Raw genomic sequence first — 19,744 nt, 5'->3', positions numbered from 1 at the left:
TTATACCCGAGCTATGACCTCACGCGCCAGTTGAGGTCGGGTTTGATGCGGGAACATTGCGTTTTAGAAGCTCAACCAGCTGTTTTTTCTCTTCGCTGCTGAGCTCGCTTTGACGCGATTTCCTGAGAAGTTGCTCTAAAACACGCTCGCGTTGGCGAGCTGACAAGCTATTAATGGTGTCGAAAAACTGTTGTTCAAGGTTATCTCCGTCGATCAGCCATTCTTTTTCCGCCAGTGCGGTGAGCAGATGCCCTTGCTGGGTGCCGTGCCAGCGCGCCATCAATTGATGAATAGAGCGTAGCTTAGGATTTTTCTGCACGGCTTCGATCAGAGCCACCAGCAACTGGGTATTGGTGTTGTCGTCATCGGCAAAATGCCCGGCATCTTCAACTTTTTCTGCCAATTGCGGGTGATGCAGCAAAGTGCGCAAGGCTGAAAGGGTCGGCGGTTCCACTGCAGCGGGAATGCGCGGGCCGCGTGGCTGGTCGCGATCGCCCTGGCGCTTGCCCTTGCCGTTCTTGTCCCAGGGTTTGTTTTCCCATTTCTTGCCGCCGGCATTTTTCTTCGGCTTCCACTCTTGTTGTGGGGCGTACGCCTCCTGGTGCGGCTCATGGTAGTCGGCATAATCCGGCATCGCGTCGTAATCGATGCCTGCGTCGTACGCGGGTGGCGCTTCGGGCGGTGCGCTGTGGGCCAGTTGGTTGACCGTTTCGTTGGTCAGGCCGGTGATTTCGCTCAGGCGCTGGCGCATCAGGGTGCGCAGGTTGGCCCCGGGGATTTTCTCGATCAGGGGCGCGGCCAGGGTCGCCAGATGGGCCTTGCCTTCCAGTGAGCGCGGATCGGCTTCATCGATCAGTTGCTGGAAAAAGTAATCGGCCAGCGGTTGTGCATGCTGGTTGATTCGAGCGCGGAAGGCATCGGTGCCTTCGGAGCGGACCAGGGTATCCGGATCTTCGCCTTCGGGAAGGAACAGAAAGCGCGCGCGGCGCCCGTCCTGCAAGCAGGTCAGGGTCGCCTCCAGGGCGCGCCAGGCGGCCTTGCGCCCAGCCTGGTCACCGTCGAAGCAGAACAGTACGTTGGGTACGATGCGGAACAGGCGCTTGAGGTGTTCTTCGCTGGTGGCGGTACCCAGGGTGGCCACGGCGTTGCGCAGGCCTTGCTGGGCCAGGGCGATGACGTCCATGTAGCCCTCGACAACGATGATTTCGTCGAGGTTGCGGTTGTTCTTGCGGGCTTCAAACAGGCCGTAGAGTTCCTGGCCCTTGTGAAAGACCGGGGTCTCCGGAGAGTTCAGGTATTTGGGCTTGTCGTCCCCCAGAACCCGGCCGCCGAAGGCGATGATTCGGCCGCGAGTGTCGCGGATCGGGAACATTACCCGGTCGCGAAAGCGGTCATAGCGCTTGCCGGTCTCGGCGTTCTCGATCAGCAGGCCGGCATCGATCATGGCTTTCTGCTGCAGGGTGTCGCTGCTCAGGTGTTTGAACAGGTTGTCCCAGCCAGGCGGAGCGAAGCCCAGGCCGAAGTCCCGGGCGATCTCGCCGGTAAGGCCGCGCCCCTTCAGGTAGTCGACCGCAGCCTTGCGCGCTGGATGGCTTTTCAGGGCCTGGCGGTAGTAGTCGGCGGCGGCGGTGAGCAGCGGATACAGCGGTGAGTCGGTGGGTTGCCGAGGCTTGCGCTGGCCGCGGCTGCTCTCTTCGCGGGGGATTTCCATGCCAGCCGCCTTCGCCAGTTCCTCGACGGCCTGGGGAAAGTCCAGGTTGTCGTGGTCCATGATGAAGCCGAGGGCGTTCCCGCCTGCGCCGCAGCCAAAGCAGTAGTAGAACTGCTTGTCGGGGCTGACGCTGAAGGAGGGAGTCTTTTCCTTGTGGAAGGGGCAGCAGGCGGTGTAGTTCTTGCCGGCTTTCTTGATTTGCAGGCGCGAACTGACGACATCGACGATGTCGGTGCGGTTCAGAAGGTCGTCAATAAAGCTCTGGGGAATAAGCCCGGCCATGGCGTTCTCGTCATCACTGCGCGCAAAGATAGCCCTGGCGACACTGTCGAAAGTTCGGGTGGCGGCCAAGCGTGAGGTTGCGCGGCTCGACCCTGGTTTTCGGCGTGATCGCAGTCGGGAAGTGTATCTGCCGAACGTCCACTGACGTTAGTTTCAATCAGTATTCGACTATTTGAAGGTGTTGCGCTGAGTCCGACAGTGGCTTTGGGCTGGCCTCGGATAGCTCATTAAGCGGGCGCTGGAGAAGGGCGCCTTGGGCTGATCGTCTGTAGGAATCAGATAAGGGTGTGCTCGTCAGTAGCCTTGGAAGGCTCGTCAGAAAAGACGTGCACCGCTGGCAAGAAGCCAGGTCTGACGTGGTGAAGCAGAATCGTCTGGGTCGCATGGGCGGCTTCGACGGTGAAGCATCAAGCGTATTCCGCAAATGCCATTAGCCCGGCTGAGGGCCGGGCTTGGCAGAAGCTTGCAACGAACGTCTGTGTATTAGTACAGACGTACGGCGCGGCGCTGTTCGCGCTGAACTTTCTTGGCGTGACGCTTAACAGCAGCAGCTGCTTTGCGCTTACGCTCAGAAGTCGGCTTCTCGTAAAATTCGCGGCTACGAACTTCAGCCAGAACACCGGCTTTTTCGCAGGAGCGCTTGAAACGACGCAGAGCTACGTCGAAGGGTTCGTTCTCTTTAACTTTGACGGCTGGCATCCAGAGCTACCTTCATTCATTACCGGGGTCAACGTTCTCGTCGCAAAAATCGCGGCTGAGGTCGTCGGTTTTTAAGGGTTGCGGATGTTAACCCCTCAACGCTCGGAATGCAAAGCCTCTGATCGAAAACCGCTGGTCGGGCGCGGGAGTGGCGACTATTATGCGCGCCTTCGAATTCAGCCTCTACAAGGCGCAAACCCATGCTAGTACTGGGATTAGAAACGTCCTGCGACGAAACCGGCGTCGCGTTATACGACAGTGAGCGGGGCCTGCTGGCCGACGCGCTGTTCAGCCAGATCGACCTGCATCGCGCCTACGGTGGCGTGGTGCCGGAGCTGGCCTCCCGGGATCACGTCAAGCGCATGCTGCCCTTGATCCGCCAGGTGCTGGCCGAGGCCGACTGCGTGCCTACCGAGATCGACGCGATTGCCTACACCGCTGGCCCCGGCCTTGTCGGTGCCTTGCTGGTGGGGGCTTCCTGCGCCCAGGCGCTGGCCTTTGCCTGGGGCATTCCAGCCCTGGGCGTGCACCATATGGAGGGCCACCTGCTGGCGCCGATGCTGGAGGAGCAACCTCCGCAATTCCCGTTCGTCGCTTTGTTGGTGTCCGGTGGTCATACCCAGTTGGTTCGGGTCGATGGTATCGGCCAATACGAGTTATTGGGCGAGACCCTGGATGACGCCGCAGGCGAGGCATTCGACAAGACGGCGAAGATGATCGGCCTGAATTATCCGGGCGGCCCCGAGATTGCGCGCCTGGCGACTCAGGGCGTAGCAGGGCGCTTTGTCTTTCCGCGGCCGATGACCGATCGCCCGGGGCTGGATTTCAGCTTCAGCGGCTTGAAAACCTTCGCCTTGAACACCTGGCAGCAGTGCGTCAGCGCTGGAGACGACGGCGAGCAAACCCGTTGCGACATCTCCCTCGCGTTCCAGCAGGCGGTGGTGGAGACTCTGACCATCAAATGCAAGCGTGCCTTGAAGCAGACCGGTCTCAAACGTCTGGTTATTGCGGGAGGTGTAAGTGCCAACAAGGCATTGCGCGCTTCGCTGGAAAAGATGCTGGCTGAAATGAAGGGCAATGTGTTCTATGCCCGTCCCGAGTTCTGCACCGACAACGGAGCGATGATCGCCTTTGCCGGTTGCCAGCGTTTGCAGGCCGGGCAGCAGGAAAGCCTGGCGATCAGCGTACAGGCGCGTTGGCCGATGGAGCAGTTGTCAGCTCTCTGATTTCATGCGGGGAGGCTCGGGCTGAGACCTTTTCATCTGAGGGATTCAAAAATGCCGTTCGCGCCCGGCAAACAGGTCGCGTAAATTGCCGCGGTGGCGCCAGACGATCAGCAGTGTCAGCACGCTCATCGGCAATAGCGCCTCCGGTTCCTGCCAGGCCAGCAGTGGCAAGGTCAGGGGGGTGGCGATCAGTGCGGCCAGTGAACTGGTACGAGTGAGATAGAAGGTTAGCGCCCAGGCGGCGATGGCCAGCAGCGCGGCCGGGGGGTAGAGCCCCAGCAGCATGCCGGCGGCGGTGGCGACACCCTTACCGCCGCGGAAGCGGAAGTACAGTGGAAACAGATGGCCGAGGACGGCATAGAGCCCCACCCAGGCCTGTTGTTGCAGGGACAAGCCCGCGAGGTGGGCGATCAGCACAGGTGCCAGGCCTTTGCACAGGTCTCCCAGCAGGGTCAGGACTGCGAGTTTCTTGCCGGCCAGGCGCAGCATGTTGGTGGCGCCGGCATTACCCGAGCCACTCATTCGCGGGTCGGGATTACCCGTAAGGCGGCTGAGCAAAATGGCGAAGGACAGAGAGCCGAGCAGGTAGGCGAAAATCGCCAGTAACCAAAACATGCTAACTATTCCGGGCGAGGAAGCCCTGATTCTAACGGCGCATTGCGCCCTTGTCGTGCTGCGGAGAAGAGTGCTTGGACAGAGTGTTTATCGAAGGGCTGGAAGTGGACACCGTGATTGGTGCCTACGACTGGGAGCGCGGCATCCGACAGTGCCTGCGTCTTGATCTGAGCTTTGCCTGGGACAATCGCCCGGCAGCTGCTGGAGATGATCTGACGCTGGCATTGGACTATGCCAGTGTCTCCACCCGGATCCAGGCGTTTGCCGAGCATGCCCAGTACCAGTTGGTGGAAACCTTTGCCGAGCGCCTTGCCGAGGTTCTGATGAATGAATTTCACATCCCTTGGTTGCGCTTGAAACTGACCAAGCCTGGCGCCGTCCCGGCTGCCTCGGGTGTGGGTGTGGAGATCGAGCGCGGATGTCGCTGACTCAGGTGTATCTGGGGCTCGGTAGCAATATCGAGCGTGAAGTTCATCTGCGGGCCGGGCTCGATGCCCTGGCCGGTTTTCTGGTGGATATGCGTTGCTCGCCGGTGTTCGAAAGCCAGCCGGTGGGAATCAAGAGCGGCCCGTTCTTCAACCTGGTGGTGACGGCTTTTACCGACTTGCCTCTGATCGAGCTGGACCGGCGCCTGAAGTTCATCGAGGCCGATAACGGCCGTTATGCCCCTGATCGTAAAGGCCTGCCGCTGGATATCGATGTATTGCTCTACGGTGAACTGACCGGCAATTTCGATGGCCTGATCCTGCCCCGGGCAGAGATTCTGAAGAACGCCTTCGTGCTCTGGCCGCTGTCGCTGATGGCGCCCGAGCGGGTGCATCCGCTGGCGGGCAAGAGCCTCGGGGCGCTCTGGGCCGAGGCGCAGATCGATCAGGTGCTGGCCCCGGTCGCCTTCGAATGGCGGGGCATGCAACTGACCCCTCCAGACTTATAGCTACCCTCGGCTAATCGCGGACCAGTCGGGGCGGTCCGCGACTCACTCAAGGCGCGTGCTGTTCCTTGTAGGCCTTGATGGCCTTCAGTCGTTCCAGCCTTAGTGCCTCGCCCAGTTGCGGCCCCTTGAACCCCTGTTCCAGCAAGGGTTGAACCGCCACCTTGCGCGCCGCCTCGGCGGCTCCTCGCAGGTAATCGGCCTGCGGATAAGGCCGCGACTCCAGCCCAAGACGGCCGCGAGCATCCATTTCGCATGCCGCTATGAACTCTTCGAAACGCTGTGGGCGTCGGAACACGTCGAAACTTTGCAATAGTTCCAGGAGTGTCGAGCCCTTGAGTTCCAGCGCCTTGTGGCCGTGGGTATGGTACTGGCCCACCAGCAGTGCCAGCTCCTGGCATTCCCGGGGCGCCTTGAAGCGTTCATTGACCGCCTTGATCAGTTCCAGGCCTGTGCGCTCATGGCCAATGTGCCGTGGCCACTCCTCCTCGGGTGTCAGGCCTTTGCCCAGGTCGTGGAGCAGGCAGGCCCAGCGCACGCTGAGGGGTTGCTGATGCAACGCGGCTTGCAGCAGAACGCTGAGGGTGTGCGCGCCGGTGTCTATCTCCGGGTGGTGGACCGCGGGTTGAGGTACGCCGAACAGTGCGTCGATTTCGGGCATCAGCACCGCCAGCGCGCCGCAGTCGCGCAATACTTGGATAAAGACCTGGGGCTGATCCTCCATCAGGGCGCGAGATATCTCTTTCCAGCTGCGTTCGGCCGTCAGGGCCTGAAGCTCACCGGATTCACTAAGTTCGCGCATCAGCTCGAGTGTCTCTGGCGCCACGCGAAAACCCAGACCGGCGTAGCGGGCGGCGAAGCGGGCGACCCGCAGTACTCGCAGGGGATCTTCGGCGAATGCCGGGGAAACGTGGCGCAATAGCCGCTCTTCAAGGTCCTTCTGACCGTTGTAGGGATCGGTGAGGCGGCCCTGTTCATCTTCGGCCATGGCGTTGATGGTCAGGTCGCGACGGATCAGGTCCTCTTCCAGAGTGACTTCCGGGCTGGCATGGAAGGTGAAACCGCCATAACCCCGCCCACTCTTGCGCTCGGTGCGGGCCAGGGCATACTCCTCGCCGCTCTTGGGGTGCAGGAACACCGGGAAGTCCGCGCCCACGGGGCGAAAGCCCTTGGCGAGCATCTCCTCTGCGCTGGCACCCACTACCACCCAGTCGATATCGGTAACCGGCCTGCCGAGCAGGCGATCGCGCACGGCGCCGCCGACTTTGTAAATCCGCATAAAAAAACCTCCGTTAGCGCGACAGGATAACCCTTGTATCGCGCATCCGGAGGCTTGTTATCGGGCTTAAAGGTGGATAACCGCCAGGTCCAGGCGACCGTAGTCGTTTTCGTTGTGATCGCTCTTTGGCGGTACGTGGTGGGTTTTCATCACCTGGTCGCCCTGCAGGGTTTCCAGGTGAATGTCGAAGCCCCAGAGGCGGTGCAGGTGCTTGAGCACTTCGTCGGTGGAATCCCCCAGGGGTTTACGGTCGTGTTGCTGATGACGCAGGGTCAAGGAGCGGTCGCCCCGGCGGTCGATGCTCCAGATCTGCACGTTGGGTTCGCGGTTGCCCAGGTTGTATTGCGCGGCCAGGGTTTCACGGATGATCCGATAGCCGCTTTCATCATGGATTGCCGGTACCAGCAGGTCGTCCTTCTGGTCGTCGTCCATGATGCTGAACAGCTTGAGATCGCGGATGACCTTGGGCGACAGGTACTGCAGGATGAAGCTCTCGTCCTTGAAGCTGCTCATGGCGAACTTGATGCTCGACAGCCAGTCGGTGCCGGCCAGTTCCGGGAACCAGCGCCGGTCCTCTTCCGTGGGCTCCTCGCAGATGCGTCGGATATCGCGGTACATGGCAAAGCCCAAGGCATAGGGGTTGATGCCGTTGTAGTAGGGGCTGTCGAAGCCTGGCTGGAATACCACGCTGGTATGGGAGGTGAGGAATTCCATCATGAAGCCATCGGTGACCAGGCCTTCGTCGTACAGATCGTTCATCAAGGTGTAGTGCCAGAAGGTAGCCCAGCCTTCGTTCATCACCTGGGTCTGGCGTTGCGGGTAGAAGTACTGGGCGATCTTGCGCACGATGCGCACGATCTCGCGTTGCCAGGGCTCCAGCAGTGGCGCGTGTTTTTCGATGAAATAGAGGATGTTTTCCTGAGGTTCGGCGGGGAAGCGCGCATTGTCCTTGTCGCTGTACTTGTCCGCGCCCTTGGGAATGGTGCGCCACAGGTCGTTGATCTGTTTCTGCAGGTGTTCCTCCCGGTCTTTCTGCCGGCGCCGTTCTTCTTCGGCGGAAATCGGGTAGGGCCGCTTGTAGCGGTCGACACCGTAGTTCATCAAGGCATGGCAGGAGTCCAGCAGATCTTCCACGGCATCGATGCCATGGCGCTCCTCGCATTGCATGATGTACTGCTTGGCGAACACCAGGTAGTCGATGATCGAGCTGGCATCGGTCCAGGTGCGGAACAGGTAATTGCCCTTGAAGAAGCTGTTGTGGCCATAGCAGGCGTGAGCCACCACCAGCGCCTGCATGCAGATGGTGTTCTCTTCCATCAGATAGGCAATGCAAGGGTCGGAGTTGATGACGATTTCGTAGGCCAGGCCCATCTGGCCCCGGCTGTAGGATTTTTCGGTGCTGAGGAAGTGCTTGCCGTAGGACCAGTGGTGATAGCCCAGGGGCATGCCCACCGAGGCATAGGCGTCCATCATCTGCTCGGCGGTGATCACTTCGATCTGGTTGGGATAGGTGTCCAGGGCATAGCGGGCCGCGATACGGCTGATTTCACGGTCGTAGGCCTGGATCAGCTCGAAGGTCCATTCCGAGCCGGTGGAGATGGGTTGGCGCTTCTGCTCTCTGGCGGTCATGTCACTAACCTGCGCTGGAAGAGTTCACGGAAGACCGGATAGATGTCTCCGGCCGAAACCAGTTGCTGCTGGGCGAATGTATCGGAAAAGGCCTCGGCGATGCGTTCGTACTCGAACCACAGGGCCTGGTGCTCGCGCGGGGTGATTTCCACGTAGGTGTAGTACTGCACGAACGGCATGATCTGGTTGATCAGGATGTCGCGGCAGATCGGCGAGTCGTCGTTCCAGTTGTCGCCATCGGAGGCCTGGGCAGCGTAGATGTTCCACTCGTTGCTCGGGTAGCGTTCGGCCATGATCTCCTGCATCAGCTTCAGGGCGCTGGAGACGATGGTGCCGCCGGTTTCCCGTGAATAGAAGAACTCCTCTTCGTCCACTTCCCGGGCACTGGTGTGGTGGCGGATGAACACGACGTCGATCTTGTCGTAGTTGCGCTTGAGGAACAGGTACAGAAGGATGAAGAAACGCTTGGCGATGTCTTTGGTGGCCTGGGTCATGGAGCCGGAAACGTCCATCAGGCAGAACATCACCGCCTTGGAGCTGGGGTTGGGCTGTTTCACCAGCAGGTTGTACTTGAGGTCGAAGGTGTCGAGGAAGGGCACGCGGTGAATCCGGGCACTCAGGCGCTCGATTTCCGCCTCAAGCTCCTGGATATCGCCGAAATTGTCCGGTTCTTCCCGCTTCAGGCGCGCCAGTTCTTCCTTGGCTTCCCGCAGCTTGGCCCGGCTGCTGCCGGACAAGGCAATGCGCCGCGCGTGGGCCGACCGCAAGGTACGGATGATATTGATCCGGGCCGGGTTGCCTTCGTTGCTGATCCCGGCTCGTACGGTCTTGAAGGTGTCGGTTCCGGTCAGGTTGCGTTTCACCAGGTTGGGCAGTTCCAGGTCCTCGAACATGAATTCGAGGAATTCCTCCTGGGTGATCTGGAACACGAACTCGTCCATGCCTTCGCCGGAGTTGCCGGCCTTGCCCCGGCCGCCACCGCCCCCACCGCCGCCTTGAGGCCTGGCAATGTGCTCGCCGGCAGTGAATTCCTTGTTGCCTGGGTGAACCACGGTCTGCTTGCCGCCACGGCCGTGGTGCAGCACCGGCTCGTCGATATCCCGCCCGGGAATGCTGATTTGCTCGCCATGCTCCATATCGGTGATGGAGCGCCGGCTAACCGCCTCTTCGACGGCCTTTTTAATGTGGTCACGGTAGCGCCGCAGAAACCGCTGGCGGTTTACCGTGCTCTTGTTCTTGCCATTGAGACGTCGGTCGATCACATAGCTCATGGGCCCCTCCGGGGAGCTTCAAGACATAAGCTTCAAGCGGTAGGCAGCGTTGCAGCAGAGCCCGCAAGGGCTCTACGGCAAGGTGCCCGCAGCTTGGGGCTAGAAGCTTGCAGCTGCTTTACTGCGACTTTCTGACCCGCAGATACCATTCGGATAGCAGCCGTACCTGTTTGTCGGTGTAGCCGCGCTCGACCATTCGTGTGACGAAATCGTTGTGCTTCTGCTGATCCTCCTTGCTCGCCTTGGCGTTGAAGCTGATGACCGGCAACAGGTCCTCGGTGTTGGAGAACATTTTCTTCTCGATGACCACCCGCAGCTTCTCGTAGCTGAGCCAGGTGGGGTTCTTGCCGTTGTTGTTGGCCCGGGCGCGCAGGACGAAATTGACGATTTCGTTGCGGAAATCTTTCGGGTTGCTGATCCCGGCCGGTTTTTCGATCTTTTCCAGTTCCTCGTTGAGGGCCACGCGATTGAGGATTTCGCCGGTCTCCGGATCGCGGTATTCCTGATCCTGGATCCAGAAGTCCGCATAGAGCACGTAGCGGTCGAAGATGTTCTGGCCGTACTCGCTGTAGGACTCGAGGTAGGCGGTCTGGATCTCCTTGCCGATGAATTCGATGTAGCGCGGTGCCAGGTATTCCTTGAGGAAGCGCAGGTAGCGCTCGCGGGTTTCTGCCTGGAACTGCTCTTGCTCGATCTGCTGTTCCAGCACGTACAGCAGGTGCACCGGGTTCGCCGCCACTTCGTGAGGGTCGAAGTTGAAGACCTTCGACAGGATCTTGAAGGCAAAGCGAGTCGACAACCCGTTCATCCCCTCATCGACGCCAGCGCTGTCACGGTATTCCTGGATCGACTTGGCCTTGGGATCGGTGTCCTTGAGGTTTTCGCCGTCATACACCCGCATCTTCGAGTAGATGTTGGAGTTCTCCGGCTCCTTGAGGCGCGAAAGCACGGTGAACTGCGCCAGCATCTTCAGGGTGTCGGGGGCGCAGTGGGCCTTGGCCAGGGAGCTGTTGAACAGCAGCTTGTCGTAGATCTTCACCTCATCGGTGACCCGCAGGCAGTACGGCACCTTGACGATATAGATCCGGTCGATGAAGGCTTCGTTGTTCTTGTTGTTGCGGAAGGTGTGCCATTCCGACTCGTTGGAGTGGGCCAGCAGAATGCCGGTAAACGGAATCGCCCCCAGGCCCTCGGTGCTGTTGTAGTTGCCTTCCTGCGTCGCGGTCAGCAATGGGTGCAGCACCTTGATCGGTGCCTTGAACATTTCGACGAATTCCATCAGGCCCTGGTTGGCCCGGCACAGCGCCCCGGAGTAGCTGTAGGCGTCGGCGTCGTTCTGTGGGAATTCTTCCAGCTTGCGGATATCCACCTTGCCCACGAGGGCCGAGATGTCCTGGTTGTTCTCATCCCCAGGCTCGGTCTTGGCCACGGCAATCTGGTTGAGGATCGACGGATAGAGTTTCACCACCCGGAACTGGCTGATGTCGCCGCCGAACTCCGACAGGCGCTTGGTGGCCCAGGGCGACATGATGGTGTTGAGGTAACGCCGTGGAATGCCGAAGTCTTCTTCGAGAATCGCGCCATCTTCCGTGGCGTTGAACAGGCCCAGCGGTGATTCGAAGACCGGAGAGCCCTTGATGGCGTAGAAGGGCACTTTCTCGATCAGTTGCTTGAGTTTCTCGGCGAGGGAGGATTTACCACCGCCCACCGGCCCCAGCAGATAGAGGATCTGTTTCTTTTCTTCCAGGCCCTGAGCGGCATGACGGAAGTAGGAGACGATCTGATCGATGCATTCTTCCATGCCATGGAAGTCTTCGAACGCCGGATAGCGGCGAATCACTTTGTTGGAGAAGATTCGCGACAGCCTCGAATTGGTCGAGGTATCCAGCAATTCGGGCTCGCCGATGGCCAGCAGCAGGCGCTCGGCGGCCGAGGCGTAGGCGCTTCGATCCTTCTTGCACAGCTCCAGGTATTCCTGCAGCGAAAACTCTTCCTGGCGTGTGGATTCGAAGCGTTGTTGGAAGTGGCTAAAAATACTCATGACGTCACCTCGCTCGATACGTGGAGCCGGCGTCGGATCAGTCAGTCAAGTGCTGGCATGCAGCTGAGTTTCCAGCTGCTGTTTACCCCCCAGAACACTTTCAAAGCTATCGACCTTGAAAGCTAGTACCGATGACCCGCTCGCCGGTGTACCGGCTCTCCCCTGATTTGGATGGCCTGAGGCTAAGGATAGTTCGGAATCCGGGAGGTCAAGGCGAGATGGGGAATTAGTTGCCCGCTACCGTTCGTCTGGTGCTGCGTCAGCCCGCGTCGTACGCGGGCTAGAGCGTCGGAAAAAAATTATTCAGGGTTGCCCTGAGCGGTTTCCGCTGGATAAGTGCTGCGCCACAGTTCGAAGCCGCCATCCAGGCTGTAGACGTCGGAAAAGCCCTGGCTGACCAGGTAGGCTGCCGCGCTCTGGCTCGAGTTTCCGTGGTAGCAAACCACCACTAGCGGAGCGTCGAGGTCAGCCGCGCGGATGAAGTCGGAAATGGAGTGATTGTCCAGGTGTTGCGAGCCACTGATGTGGTTCAGTGCGTAGGTTTGCGGATCGCGGATGTCCACCACCACGGCACCTTGCTCGCGCAGTGCCTGGGCCTGTTCTGGGGGGATGCGTTTGAATTCGCTCATGGCGGGCTCCTGGAGCTTGATAATCAGCGCCGGCTAGCGCTTTGCCGGTGCCGGCAGGGGTTCGGGGGAAAGAGCGGCGGTGCGGCCTTGGGCATCGCAGTCGCAGGTCAGGCGTACGCCGCTATCGACATTCAGCAGGGTCATGGCCCCGCCCCAGACGCAGCCGCTGTCCAGGGCGAAGATGCCGGGCTCGTTGCAATGGCCTTCCAGGGCTGCCCAGTGGCCGAAGATGATCTTCAGGTCCCGGGTCTTGCGCTCCTTGTGGCTGAACCAGGGGGCGTAGCCCGGTGGCGCGGTGTCCAGGCCCTCCTTGCTCTTGAGGTCCAGCTTGCCGTCGCTGGTACAGAAGCGCATGCGGGTGAAGTAGTTGGTGATGACCCGCAGGCGAGTCACGCCTTTGAGATCACTGTCCCATTTCGCTGGATCATTGCCATACATACCGTCCAGGAAGGGGTCGAAGAGGTTGTCGTCGCGCAACGCTTCTTCGACCTCGGCGGCACATTTCTGGGCTTTCTTCAGCGACCACTGGGGGGCTATGCCGGCGTGCACCATGGCGATGTTGCGGGCTTCGTCGTAATGCATCAGCTTCTGCTGGCGCAGCCACTGCAAGAGCTCCTCGCAATCGGGAGCCTCCAGGATCTCGCGCAGAGTGTCGGATTTCTTCAGGCGCTCGACGTTGCGCCAGACGGCCAGCAGGTGCAGGTCGTGATTGCCCAGCACGCAGACCAGCGAGTCGCGGATCGAATACAGGTAGCGCAGGGTTTCCAGCGACTGCGGGCCACGGTTGACCAGGTCGCCCACCAGCCACAGGCGATCCCGGGCGGGATCGAAGGCTACTTGTTCAAGCAGGCATTGCAGAGGTTCCAGGCAGCCTTGCAGGTCGCCGACGGCGTAGGTCGCCATCAGTGCAAGGCTCCGGGCACGGCCAGGCGGAAGGGCGCAATGACGGCGTCGAACTGTTTGCCATCCTCGGCGAGCATCTGATAGCTGCCCTGCATGTTGCCAACCCGGGTGGTCATTACCGTGCCGCTGCTGTAGGTGTGGCTTTTGCCTGCGGCGATCAGCGGTTGCTGGCCCACCACGCCGGCACCACGGACCTCTTCGACATGCCCGTCGCCATCGGTGATCACCCAGTGCCGGGACAGCAGCTTGGCTGGAAGCGAGCCATTGTTCTGCACGGTGATGGTGTAGGCGAAAGCGAAGCGGTTCTGCTCGGGTTGCGATTGGTCTGCCAGAAAGCGAGTGACGACGCTGACGTCGACCTGGTAACGAGGATCGGACATGCAAGAGGCCTTTAAAGCAAAGCGGGACGCGGGACGGGACTGATGGAGGTCAGTCTAGGTCAAGTATCGGGTAGTAGACCAGACATCCCGTCTGGCGTCCTACCCGATATCAGCCGAGGGCGTTTCAGTCGGCGGCGGGCTTGGGCTGGTCTGCCAGCTGATCGGCCAGGCGCACGAAGGCGGCCAGGTCCAGTTGCTCGGGACGCAGGCTGCCGTCGACGCCGGCCGCCTCGATCTCGGCGCTGCTGAGCAGTGCCTTGAGGGTGTTGCGCAGGGTCTTGCGGCGCTGGTTGAAGGCTTCGCGGACGATGCGCTCGAGCAGGCGATGATCCTTGGCCGGGTGGGGCAGTACGGCGTGGGGCACCAGGCGCACGATCGCCGAGTCGACTTTTGGCGGCGGATTGAAGGCGCCCGGGCCGACGTTGAACAGGTGCTCCACACGGCAGTGATACTGGACCATGATCGAAAGACGGCCCCAGTCACCACCGCCAGGGCCGGCAGCCAGGCGTTCGACCACTTCCTTTTGCAGCATGAAGTGCATGTCGCGGATCAGGCCGGCGTTCTGCAGCAGGTGGAAGATCAGCGGAGTAGAGATGTTGTAGGGCAGGTTGCCGACCACCCGCAGGCTGCCTGGCGCTGCGCCCAGGGTGTTGAAGTCGAACTTCAGGGCGTCGCCCTGGTGCAGGTTGAAGTTGCTCTTGCCGGCGAATTGCTGGTTGAGGATCGGGATCAGGTCCTTGTCCAGTTCCACCACGTCCAGCTGGGCGCCGCTGCCCAGCAGGCCCTCGGTCAGGGCGCCCTGGCCCGGGCCGATTTCCAGCATGCGGTCCTCGGGCTTGGCGTGGATGGACCGCAGGATGCGGTCGATGACGCCAGCGTCATGCAGGAAGTTCTGGCCGAAGCGCTTGCGCGCCCGGTGTTGGTATTGCTCGGTCATATACGGTTCTCGGCCATCTGGTAGGCGGTTTCCAGGGCGACCTGCAGGCTGCCGGTGTCGATCTTGCCGCTGCCGGCCAGGTCCAGGGCGGTGCCGTGGTCGACGGAGGTGCGGATGATCGGCAAGCCGAGCGTCACGTTGACGGCCGCGCCGAAGCCTTTGTATTTCAGCACAGGCAAGCCTTGGTCGTGGTACATCGCCAGCACTGCGTCGCAGTGCTCCAGATATTTGGGGGTAAACAGAGTGTCGGCAGGCAACGGACCGCGCAGGTCCATGCCTTCGGTACGCAGGCGCTCTAGGGTAGGTTCGATGATGTCGATTTCTTCGCGGCCCAGGTGACCGCCTTCACCGGCGTGGGGGTTGAGCCCGCAGACCAGGATGCGTGGCCGGGCGATGCCGAACTTGTGCTGCAGGTCGGCATGCAGGATCCGCGTGACCCGCTCCAGGCGCTCGACAGTGATGGCGTCGGCGATTTCCCGCAAGGGCAGGTGGGTGGTTACCAGCGCCACGCGCAGGCCGTGGGTGGCCAGCATCATCACCACTTGCTCGGTGTGGGTCAGGTCGGCGAGGAATTCGGTATGGCCGGAAAAGGCGATCCCGGAGTCGTTGATCACGCCTTTGTGCACGGGGGCGGTGATCATGCCGGCAAAGTGCCCGTCCAGGCAGCCCTGGCCGGCGCGGGTCAGGGTTTGCAGGACAAAAGCCGCATTGGCCTGGTCCAGCTGGCCGCTGATCACAGGTTTGGCCAGGGGCGTGTCCCAGACATACAGGCTGTTCGCCGGGGCGGGTTCAGTCGGCAGTTGCTCCAGGGTTACCGGCAGCAGATCGACGGCCACGCCCAGCTGCGCGGCCCGCTCTAGGAGCAGGTCGCGGCTGGTAATGGCAATCAGGGGGTGAGGCTGGGGTTGCGAAGCGAGCAGCAGGCACAGGTCAGGACCTATACCCGCCGGTTCGCCGGGTGTCAGAGCGAAACGTCTGGGTTTCACTGTGCGGCCTGTTCAGCGCCGGGCAGCTTGATTTCGACGTAGGCCTCGTCACGGATCTGCCGCAACCAGGTCTGCAGCTCTTCGTCGTACTTGCGGTTACGCAGGACGGTCATGGCTTGCTGTTCGCGGGCCTGGCTGGTGCTGTCGGTGGCGCGACGGCCAAGGACTTCCAGTACGTGCCAGCCGTAAGGGCTCTTGAAGGGCTTGGACAGTTGACCTTGTGGGGTCTTGGCCATCACTTCGCGGAATTCCGGCACCAGGGCGTTCGGGTCGATCCAGTTGAGGTCGCCGCCGTTGAGGGCGGAGCCTGGGTCTTCCGAGTAGCTTTTCGCCAGTTCGGCGAAGTCTTCGCCGGCCTCAATGCGATCGTAGAGTTTCTGCGCCAGGCGCTTGGTCTCTTCTTCGCTGCGAATTTCGCTTGGCTTGATCAGGATGTGACGCACGTGCACTTCGTCACGCACCTGATTGCCACCGCCACGCTTGTCCAGCAGCTTGAGGATGATGAAGCCGCCAGGGGTACGGGCCGGTTGGGTAATGTCGCCCACGGCCATGGCGCTCAGTTCGCGATCGAATGGAGGGGGCAGTTGAGCCGCTTTGCGCCAGCCCATGTCGCCGCCTTCCAGAGCGTTGTCGCTGCCGGAGCGGGCGATTGCCAGCTGGGCGAAGTCTGCACCCTGCTTGAGCTGCTGGTACACCTCCATGGCCTGGCGGGCAGCACTCTGAATGGCTTCGGAGTTGGCGCTTTCCGGGGTCGGGATCAGGATGTTGGCCAGGTGCAGTTCTTCGGAGAGCTGCATCTTGCCCAGGTCCGAGGCCAGGAAGTTCTTCACTTCCTGTTCCGATACCTGGATGCGTTCGGCCACACGGCGCTGGCGCACGCGGCTGATGATCATCTCGCGGCGAACCTGGTCACGGGCGTCCTCATAAGAGAGACCATCGTGGGCCAGGGCGGCACGGAATTGCTCGATGCTCATGCTGTTGCGCTGGGCAATGGTGCCGATCGCCTGGTTCAGTTCTTCATCGGTGATGCGGATGCCGGAGCGTTCGCCAATCTGCAGTTGCAGGTTTTCAACGATCAGGCGTTCCAGAACCTGTTGCTCCAGGACGCTGGTAGGCGGTACACCACCGCCACGCTTGGCGATGGTTTGCTGGACTTCGTGAACCCGTTGGTCCAACTGGCTCTGCATGACTACGTCGTTGTCGACGATGGCCACGACCTTGTCGATGGACTGTACTGCGGCGCTGGCCGCAGTACTCAGGAACAGCGCGCCCAGCATCAGCGGGCGCAGACAATCAGAAAGCTTGGTCTTCACGTTCACGATAACCTTGGATGCCTTTGTCGAGGAAGCTCTCTACTTTGGTGCCCATGACGCCACCGAGACCCTTCAGAACAATTTGGAGGAAGATGCCGCGGTCGCCTTTTTCGTTCTCCGGAGCGTTCTGACTGAACTCGTCATACTTGACCCAGTAACGGCTGATCAGGCGCAGTTTCCAGCAGCAGTTGTCGTATTCGAAACCACCGAAGGCCTCGAGCGTGCGGTTACGGTTGTAGTCGTACTGCCAACGGCTGATGGCGTTCCATTGCGGCACGATCGGCCAGATCACCGAGAAGTCATGCTGCTGGATCTTGTAGTAGTCCTTCACGTAGCCAGGCTGGCCTGGAGTGCCGTAGTCGCCACCCATTTTCCAGGTACCGCTGTTCTGGTCGTAGCGAATCTGGTCGTTGCGATAGCGATAGCCGGCGTTGACCACCTTGTTCGGGTTGTCTTCAGGCTGATAGTGGAACATCGCACTGCCGGAACGCGGGCTGTGGCTGTCCGGGTCCCAGTTGTAGTCGGCAGTTGCACGCCAGTCGCGGTTGTAGCGGTATTCGTACTCAAGGGCGTAGGGCGAGACGTTGGACTTGGCATCGTCGCGAGTGCGGTAGTCGATACCCGGCAACTGGACGGTGCGATCCTTGAAGTACAGGGCCTGGCCGACGCTGATGCGCTGGCGTTGGAAACCGTTGTCTTCGATCCAGCGGCTGGTTACGCCCAGGGACAGCTTGTTCTCGTCACCGACACGGTCGGAGCCGGAGAAGCGGTTGTCGCGGAACAAGGAGGCGTAGTTGAACGTGGGCTCGCCAGTATCGAATACCGGGATGTCTTTCTGATCCTCTTCAGGAACGTAGAGGTAGAACGCGCGTGGTTCCAGGGTTTGACGATAGTTCTTGCCAAACCATTGGGTGTTGCGGTCGAAGTACAGGCCACCGTCGAGGCTGGCGATCGGGACGCCGCGGTTTTGGTTTCGGCTGTAGTCGCCGCCGACATAGCGGGTGCCTGTAGCGGTCGCGTAGTTGCGTGCCGCGACGATGCCTTCTTTGCCAGTACCATCAAGATCAAGGTTGTATTGGGTGTACATGTACTTCAAGGACGGCGTCAGGTAGCCGTAGCTCCAGTTCAGCGGCAGGCTGACGCCCGGCTTGAGGTTCAGACGATCGCCATTCGCGCGGGCTAGCCCAGCGACGTTGGTATCCAGGCGTCGCGTGCCCACTGCACCGGTAACCGGATCGATCGGCCCACCGTCCTTGTCCGTATAATTGCCTGTCAGCAGATCCCGATCGAAGCGCACCAACTCGGTTTCATAAGTGAAATCCAGGCCTTGCGGATGGTACGGCAGCGCGCCGTTGAAGGTGATTTGCGGCAGCTTGTTGTACGGAGTGATGTTAGACACGCTGGCCAGCTCGTACGCCTGTACGTTCAGGCGTGCGGTGTAGCTGTCGCCACGGTAGGTCACGGCACCTTGCTGGTTGACGTAATCGGTGGACTTCACGCCGATCTGGTCGGTCTGCAGATCCTGGAAGTAGTACGGATCGCTGATCTTGGTGTAGTCGACTTCGGTCATCAGACGCGAATCAAGCCCGCCCTTGTGCTGCCAGTTGAGCATATAGCGGGTTTTTTCGTAGTCGGTCTGCTTCTTGCGATCGGTGTCGTCGTCGTTGAGGTAGGCCGCGCCGAACTGACCTTCGCTGCTTTTGGTCAGGTAGCGGAACTCGCCTTCCATCAACAGGCCGCGCTTGGCCATGTAGCGTGGGTACAACGTGGCGTCGTAGTTGGGTGCCAGGTTGAAGTAGTACGGGGTCACCAGCATGAAGCCGGTATCGCTGCCGGTACTGAAGCTAGGCGGCAGGAAGCCGGACTGGCGACGATCGTCGATCGGGAAGTAGATATACGGGGTGTAGAGCACCGGAATATCTTTGACCCGAAGGGTCACGTTGGTCGCGGTACCGAAGCCGGTGGCCGGGTTCAAGGTGATGTTGTTGCCCTTGAGCTGCCAGGCGTTGCTGTTCGGCTCGCACGTGGTGTACGTACCATCCTTGAGGCGGATGATGGCGTTTTCCGCACGCTTGGCGTACAGCGCATTACCGCGGACGCGGGATTTGTGCAGTACGTACTCGGCGTTGTCGACCTTGGCTTCACCGGTATCCAGCTGGATGTCGGCGTGGTCGCCCACCAGCAGCGCGCCATTGTCGCGTACGCGCACGTTGCCGCTTAGTTCGCCGCGGTTCTCGGCCTGATACAGGCTGGCCTCGTCGGCCTCGACCTGCATGCTGCCCTGGCGCATGACCACGTCACCGGCCAGGGTCGCCACTTGTTCTTCCTGCTGATAGCGGGAAGCCTTGGCGCCGATAAAGGTCGGAGCGTCACTTTTATTCGTCTTGTCATTCATGCCAGGACGAATCGGTTCGATATAGGAACCAGAGCAGTAAGGACCGGTCTCGGCCAATTGAGCGGCGGTGAGCTTCTCACGCGGTACCCAGTCGAGGTGGCTGTAGTCCGCACTGCGGGACTTCAGGCCACGGCCCTTGGCCTCGGTCACCAGCTTCGACTTGTCGCCGCTGGCTTCTTCGCCCGTAGCATCGGCTGCCGTGGCAACGCTGGAGCTGACCGAGTTGGCGTCGTGGACCGGGCGCGGCGGCAGTTGGGCGGCGCTGGTTTTCGGCGCACAGGCCCAGCCACCCGAAGCAGAGACTGAGCAGTCATACTGTTCCGCGGCGACCACGAAGGAAGTGGCTAGAGGTTGCAGGGCCAGCAAACTGCCGGTAACCAGCAACGGAAATTTTTTACGAAACGCGGGGGATTTCAATGCCATCTTATTAGTCCGGGCTTCCTGCGTGCCATCTGCCCGCGGTGTGGGCCGCACGCCTCTCGATGGTCTGAAAAAGATGCTGGATAATAAAGCATGA

At 60.7% G+C, this 19,744-nt stretch carries 17 protein-coding genes; 3 read left to right on the top strand and 14 right to left on the bottom strand.

The window, feature by feature from the left end:
- Window positions 1–19: 19 nt before the first annotated feature.
- Together dnaG and rpsU are read right to left on the bottom strand one after the other, a co-directional pair.
- Window positions 20–1,993: a DNA primase gene (gene dnaG / locus M2395_RS23330; protein WP_123431048.1), complete on the bottom strand. Its 1,974-nt coding sequence runs from the start codon at window positions 1,991–1,993 to the stop codon at window positions 20–22.
- A 483-nt stretch (window positions 1,994–2,476) separates the two neighbouring features.
- Window positions 2,477–2,692 carry a 30S ribosomal protein S21 gene (rpsU, locus tag M2395_RS23325; RefSeq protein ID WP_002551877.1) on the bottom strand — a complete coding sequence of 72 codons (216 nt, stop codon included), beginning with the start codon at window positions 2,690–2,692 and terminating at the stop codon, window positions 2,477–2,479.
- A gap of 200 nt (window positions 2,693–2,892) precedes the next feature.
- Between rpsU and tsaD the strand changes: the two genes are divergently transcribed.
- The gene (gene tsaD / locus M2395_RS23320; protein ID WP_011063838.1) at window positions 2,893–3,918 is read left to right on the top strand and encodes a tRNA (adenosine(37)-N6)-threonylcarbamoyltransferase complex transferase subunit TsaD; all 1,026 of its coding nucleotides are present in this window, start codon (window positions 2,893–2,895) and stop codon (window positions 3,916–3,918) included.
- A 45-nt stretch (window positions 3,919–3,963) separates the two neighbouring features.
- Here the strand turns inward: tsaD and plsY are convergent, their stop codons facing one another.
- Window positions 3,964–4,533 (bottom strand): glycerol-3-phosphate 1-O-acyltransferase PlsY, encoded by a 570-nt coding sequence (gene plsY / locus M2395_RS23315; RefSeq protein WP_011063837.1) that lies wholly within the window; start codon window positions 4,531–4,533, stop codon window positions 3,964–3,966.
- Between the two features lie 74 nt (window positions 4,534–4,607).
- Here plsY and folB point away from each other — a divergent pair, with 74 nt between their 5' ends.
- Complete coding sequence (gene folB / locus M2395_RS23310) at window positions 4,608–4,961, top strand: dihydroneopterin aldolase (RefSeq protein ID WP_011063836.1); 354 nt, start codon at window positions 4,608–4,610, stop codon at window positions 4,959–4,961.
- Window positions 4,952–5,467: a 2-amino-4-hydroxy-6-hydroxymethyldihydropteridine diphosphokinase gene (folK, locus tag M2395_RS23305; protein ID WP_015637255.1), complete on the top strand. Its 516-nt coding sequence runs from the start codon at window positions 4,952–4,954 to the stop codon at window positions 5,465–5,467. The genes folB and folK overlap by 10 nt, the downstream gene beginning before the upstream one ends.
- Window positions 5,468–5,513: 46 nt before the next feature.
- On the opposite strand, the gene M2395_RS23300 is transcribed toward folK, so the two are convergent.
- From M2395_RS23300 to M2395_RS23250, 11 genes are all read right to left on the bottom strand, one after another.
- Window positions 5,514–6,743, bottom strand: a complete 1,230-nt coding sequence (locus tag M2395_RS23300; protein WP_077934875.1) for a multifunctional CCA addition/repair protein — start codon at window positions 6,741–6,743, stop codon at window positions 5,514–5,516.
- Between the two features lie 66 nt (window positions 6,744–6,809).
- Window positions 6,810–8,372, bottom strand: coding sequence for a SpoVR family protein (locus M2395_RS23295; RefSeq protein WP_011063833.1), 1,563 nt, complete (start codon window positions 8,370–8,372; stop codon window positions 6,810–6,812).
- Window positions 8,369–9,643: a YeaH/YhbH family protein gene (locus M2395_RS23290; RefSeq protein WP_011063832.1), complete on the bottom strand. Its 1,275-nt coding sequence runs from the start codon at window positions 9,641–9,643 to the stop codon at window positions 8,369–8,371. Before M2395_RS23290 ends, M2395_RS23295 begins: the two co-directional genes overlap by 4 nt.
- Window positions 9,644–9,761: 118 nt before the next feature.
- The gene (locus tag M2395_RS23285) at window positions 9,762–11,684 is read right to left on the bottom strand and encodes a PrkA family serine protein kinase (RefSeq protein WP_011063831.1); all 1,923 of its coding nucleotides are present in this window, start codon (window positions 11,682–11,684) and stop codon (window positions 9,762–9,764) included.
- A 299-nt stretch (window positions 11,685–11,983) separates the two neighbouring features.
- Window positions 11,984–12,313, bottom strand: coding sequence for a thiosulfate sulfurtransferase GlpE (gene glpE, locus M2395_RS23280; RefSeq protein ID WP_011063830.1), 330 nt, complete (start codon window positions 12,311–12,313; stop codon window positions 11,984–11,986).
- A 33-nt stretch (window positions 12,314–12,346) separates the two neighbouring features.
- On the bottom strand, window positions 12,347–13,216 hold the full coding sequence (locus tag M2395_RS23275) for a symmetrical bis(5'-nucleosyl)-tetraphosphatase (RefSeq protein WP_015637253.1): 870 nt from the start codon (window positions 13,214–13,216) through the stop codon (window positions 12,347–12,349).
- Window positions 13,216–13,596 carry a Co2+/Mg2+ efflux protein ApaG gene (apaG, locus tag M2395_RS23270; protein ID WP_011063828.1) on the bottom strand — a complete coding sequence of 127 codons (381 nt, stop codon included), beginning with the start codon at window positions 13,594–13,596 and terminating at the stop codon, window positions 13,216–13,218. Before apaG ends, M2395_RS23275 begins: the two co-directional genes overlap by 1 nt.
- 124 nt (window positions 13,597–13,720) lie before the next feature.
- Window positions 13,721–14,533 (bottom strand): 16S rRNA (adenine(1518)-N(6)/adenine(1519)-N(6))-dimethyltransferase RsmA, encoded by an 813-nt coding sequence (rsmA, locus tag M2395_RS23265; protein ID WP_047289583.1) that lies wholly within the window; start codon window positions 14,531–14,533, stop codon window positions 13,721–13,723.
- A complete protein-coding gene (gene pdxA / locus M2395_RS23260; protein WP_015637252.1) occupies window positions 14,530–15,519 on the bottom strand; it encodes a 4-hydroxythreonine-4-phosphate dehydrogenase PdxA in 990 nt (329 codons plus the stop codon). The genes rsmA and pdxA overlap by 4 nt, the downstream gene beginning before the upstream one ends.
- Window positions 15,516–16,832, bottom strand: a complete 1,317-nt coding sequence (gene surA, locus M2395_RS23255; protein WP_036997049.1) for a peptidylprolyl isomerase SurA — start codon at window positions 16,830–16,832, stop codon at window positions 15,516–15,518. The genes pdxA and surA overlap by 4 nt, the downstream gene beginning before the upstream one ends.
- On the bottom strand, window positions 16,813–19,650 hold the full coding sequence (locus M2395_RS23250) for an LPS-assembly protein LptD (protein ID WP_077934874.1): 2,838 nt from the start codon (window positions 19,648–19,650) through the stop codon (window positions 16,813–16,815). The genes surA and M2395_RS23250 overlap by 20 nt, the downstream gene beginning before the upstream one ends.
- Window positions 19,651–19,744: the final 94 nt, after the last annotated feature.

The sequence above is a fragment of the Pseudomonas sp. BIGb0176 genome, from assembly GCF_024810175.1.
Lineage (GTDB): Bacteria > Pseudomonadota > Gammaproteobacteria > Pseudomonadales > Pseudomonadaceae > Aquipseudomonas > Aquipseudomonas protegens.
Note: the sequence above shows the minus strand (reverse complement) of the source record. Positions and strands in the feature narration are given on the sequence as shown.

Excerpts from the sequence above, each read along its gene's own strand:
- dnaG (WP_123431048.1), bottom strand. The coding sequence starts at position 1,993 with ATGGCCGGGCTTATTCCCCAGAGCTTTATTGACGACCTTCTGAACCGC.
- rpsU (WP_002551877.1), bottom strand. The coding sequence starts at position 2,692 with ATGCCAGCCGTCAAAGTTAAAGAGAACGAACCCTTCGACGTAGCTCTG.
- tsaD (WP_011063838.1), top strand. The coding sequence starts at position 2,893 with ATGCTAGTACTGGGATTAGAAACGTCCTGCGACGAAACCGGCGTCGCG.
- plsY (WP_011063837.1), bottom strand. The coding sequence starts at position 4,533 with ATGTTTTGGTTACTGGCGATTTTCGCCTACCTGCTCGGCTCTCTGTCC.
- folK (WP_015637255.1), top strand. The coding sequence starts at position 4,952 with ATGTCGCTGACTCAGGTGTATCTGGGGCTCGGTAGCAATATCGAGCGT.
- M2395_RS23300 (WP_077934875.1), bottom strand. The coding sequence starts at position 6,743 with ATGCGGATTTACAAAGTCGGCGGCGCCGTGCGCGATCGCCTGCTCGGC.
- M2395_RS23295 (WP_011063833.1), bottom strand. The coding sequence starts at position 8,372 with ATGACCGCCAGAGAGCAGAAGCGCCAACCCATCTCCACCGGCTCGGAA.
- M2395_RS23290 (WP_011063832.1), bottom strand. The coding sequence starts at position 9,643 with ATGAGCTATGTGATCGACCGACGTCTCAATGGCAAGAACAAGAGCACG.
- M2395_RS23285 (WP_011063831.1), bottom strand. The coding sequence starts at position 11,684 with ATGAGTATTTTTAGCCACTTCCAACAACGCTTCGAATCCACACGCCAG.
- glpE (WP_011063830.1), bottom strand. The coding sequence starts at position 12,313 with ATGAGCGAATTCAAACGCATCCCCCCAGAACAGGCCCAGGCACTGCGC.
- M2395_RS23275 (WP_015637253.1), bottom strand. The coding sequence starts at position 13,216 with ATGGCGACCTACGCCGTCGGCGACCTGCAAGGCTGCCTGGAACCTCTG.
- apaG (WP_011063828.1), bottom strand. The coding sequence starts at position 13,596 with ATGTCCGATCCTCGTTACCAGGTCGACGTCAGCGTCGTCACTCGCTTT.
- rsmA (WP_047289583.1), bottom strand. The coding sequence starts at position 14,533 with ATGACCGAGCAATACCAACACCGGGCGCGCAAGCGCTTCGGCCAGAAC.
- M2395_RS23250 (WP_077934874.1), bottom strand. The coding sequence starts at position 19,650 with ATGGCATTGAAATCCCCCGCGTTTCGTAAAAAATTTCCGTTGCTGGTT.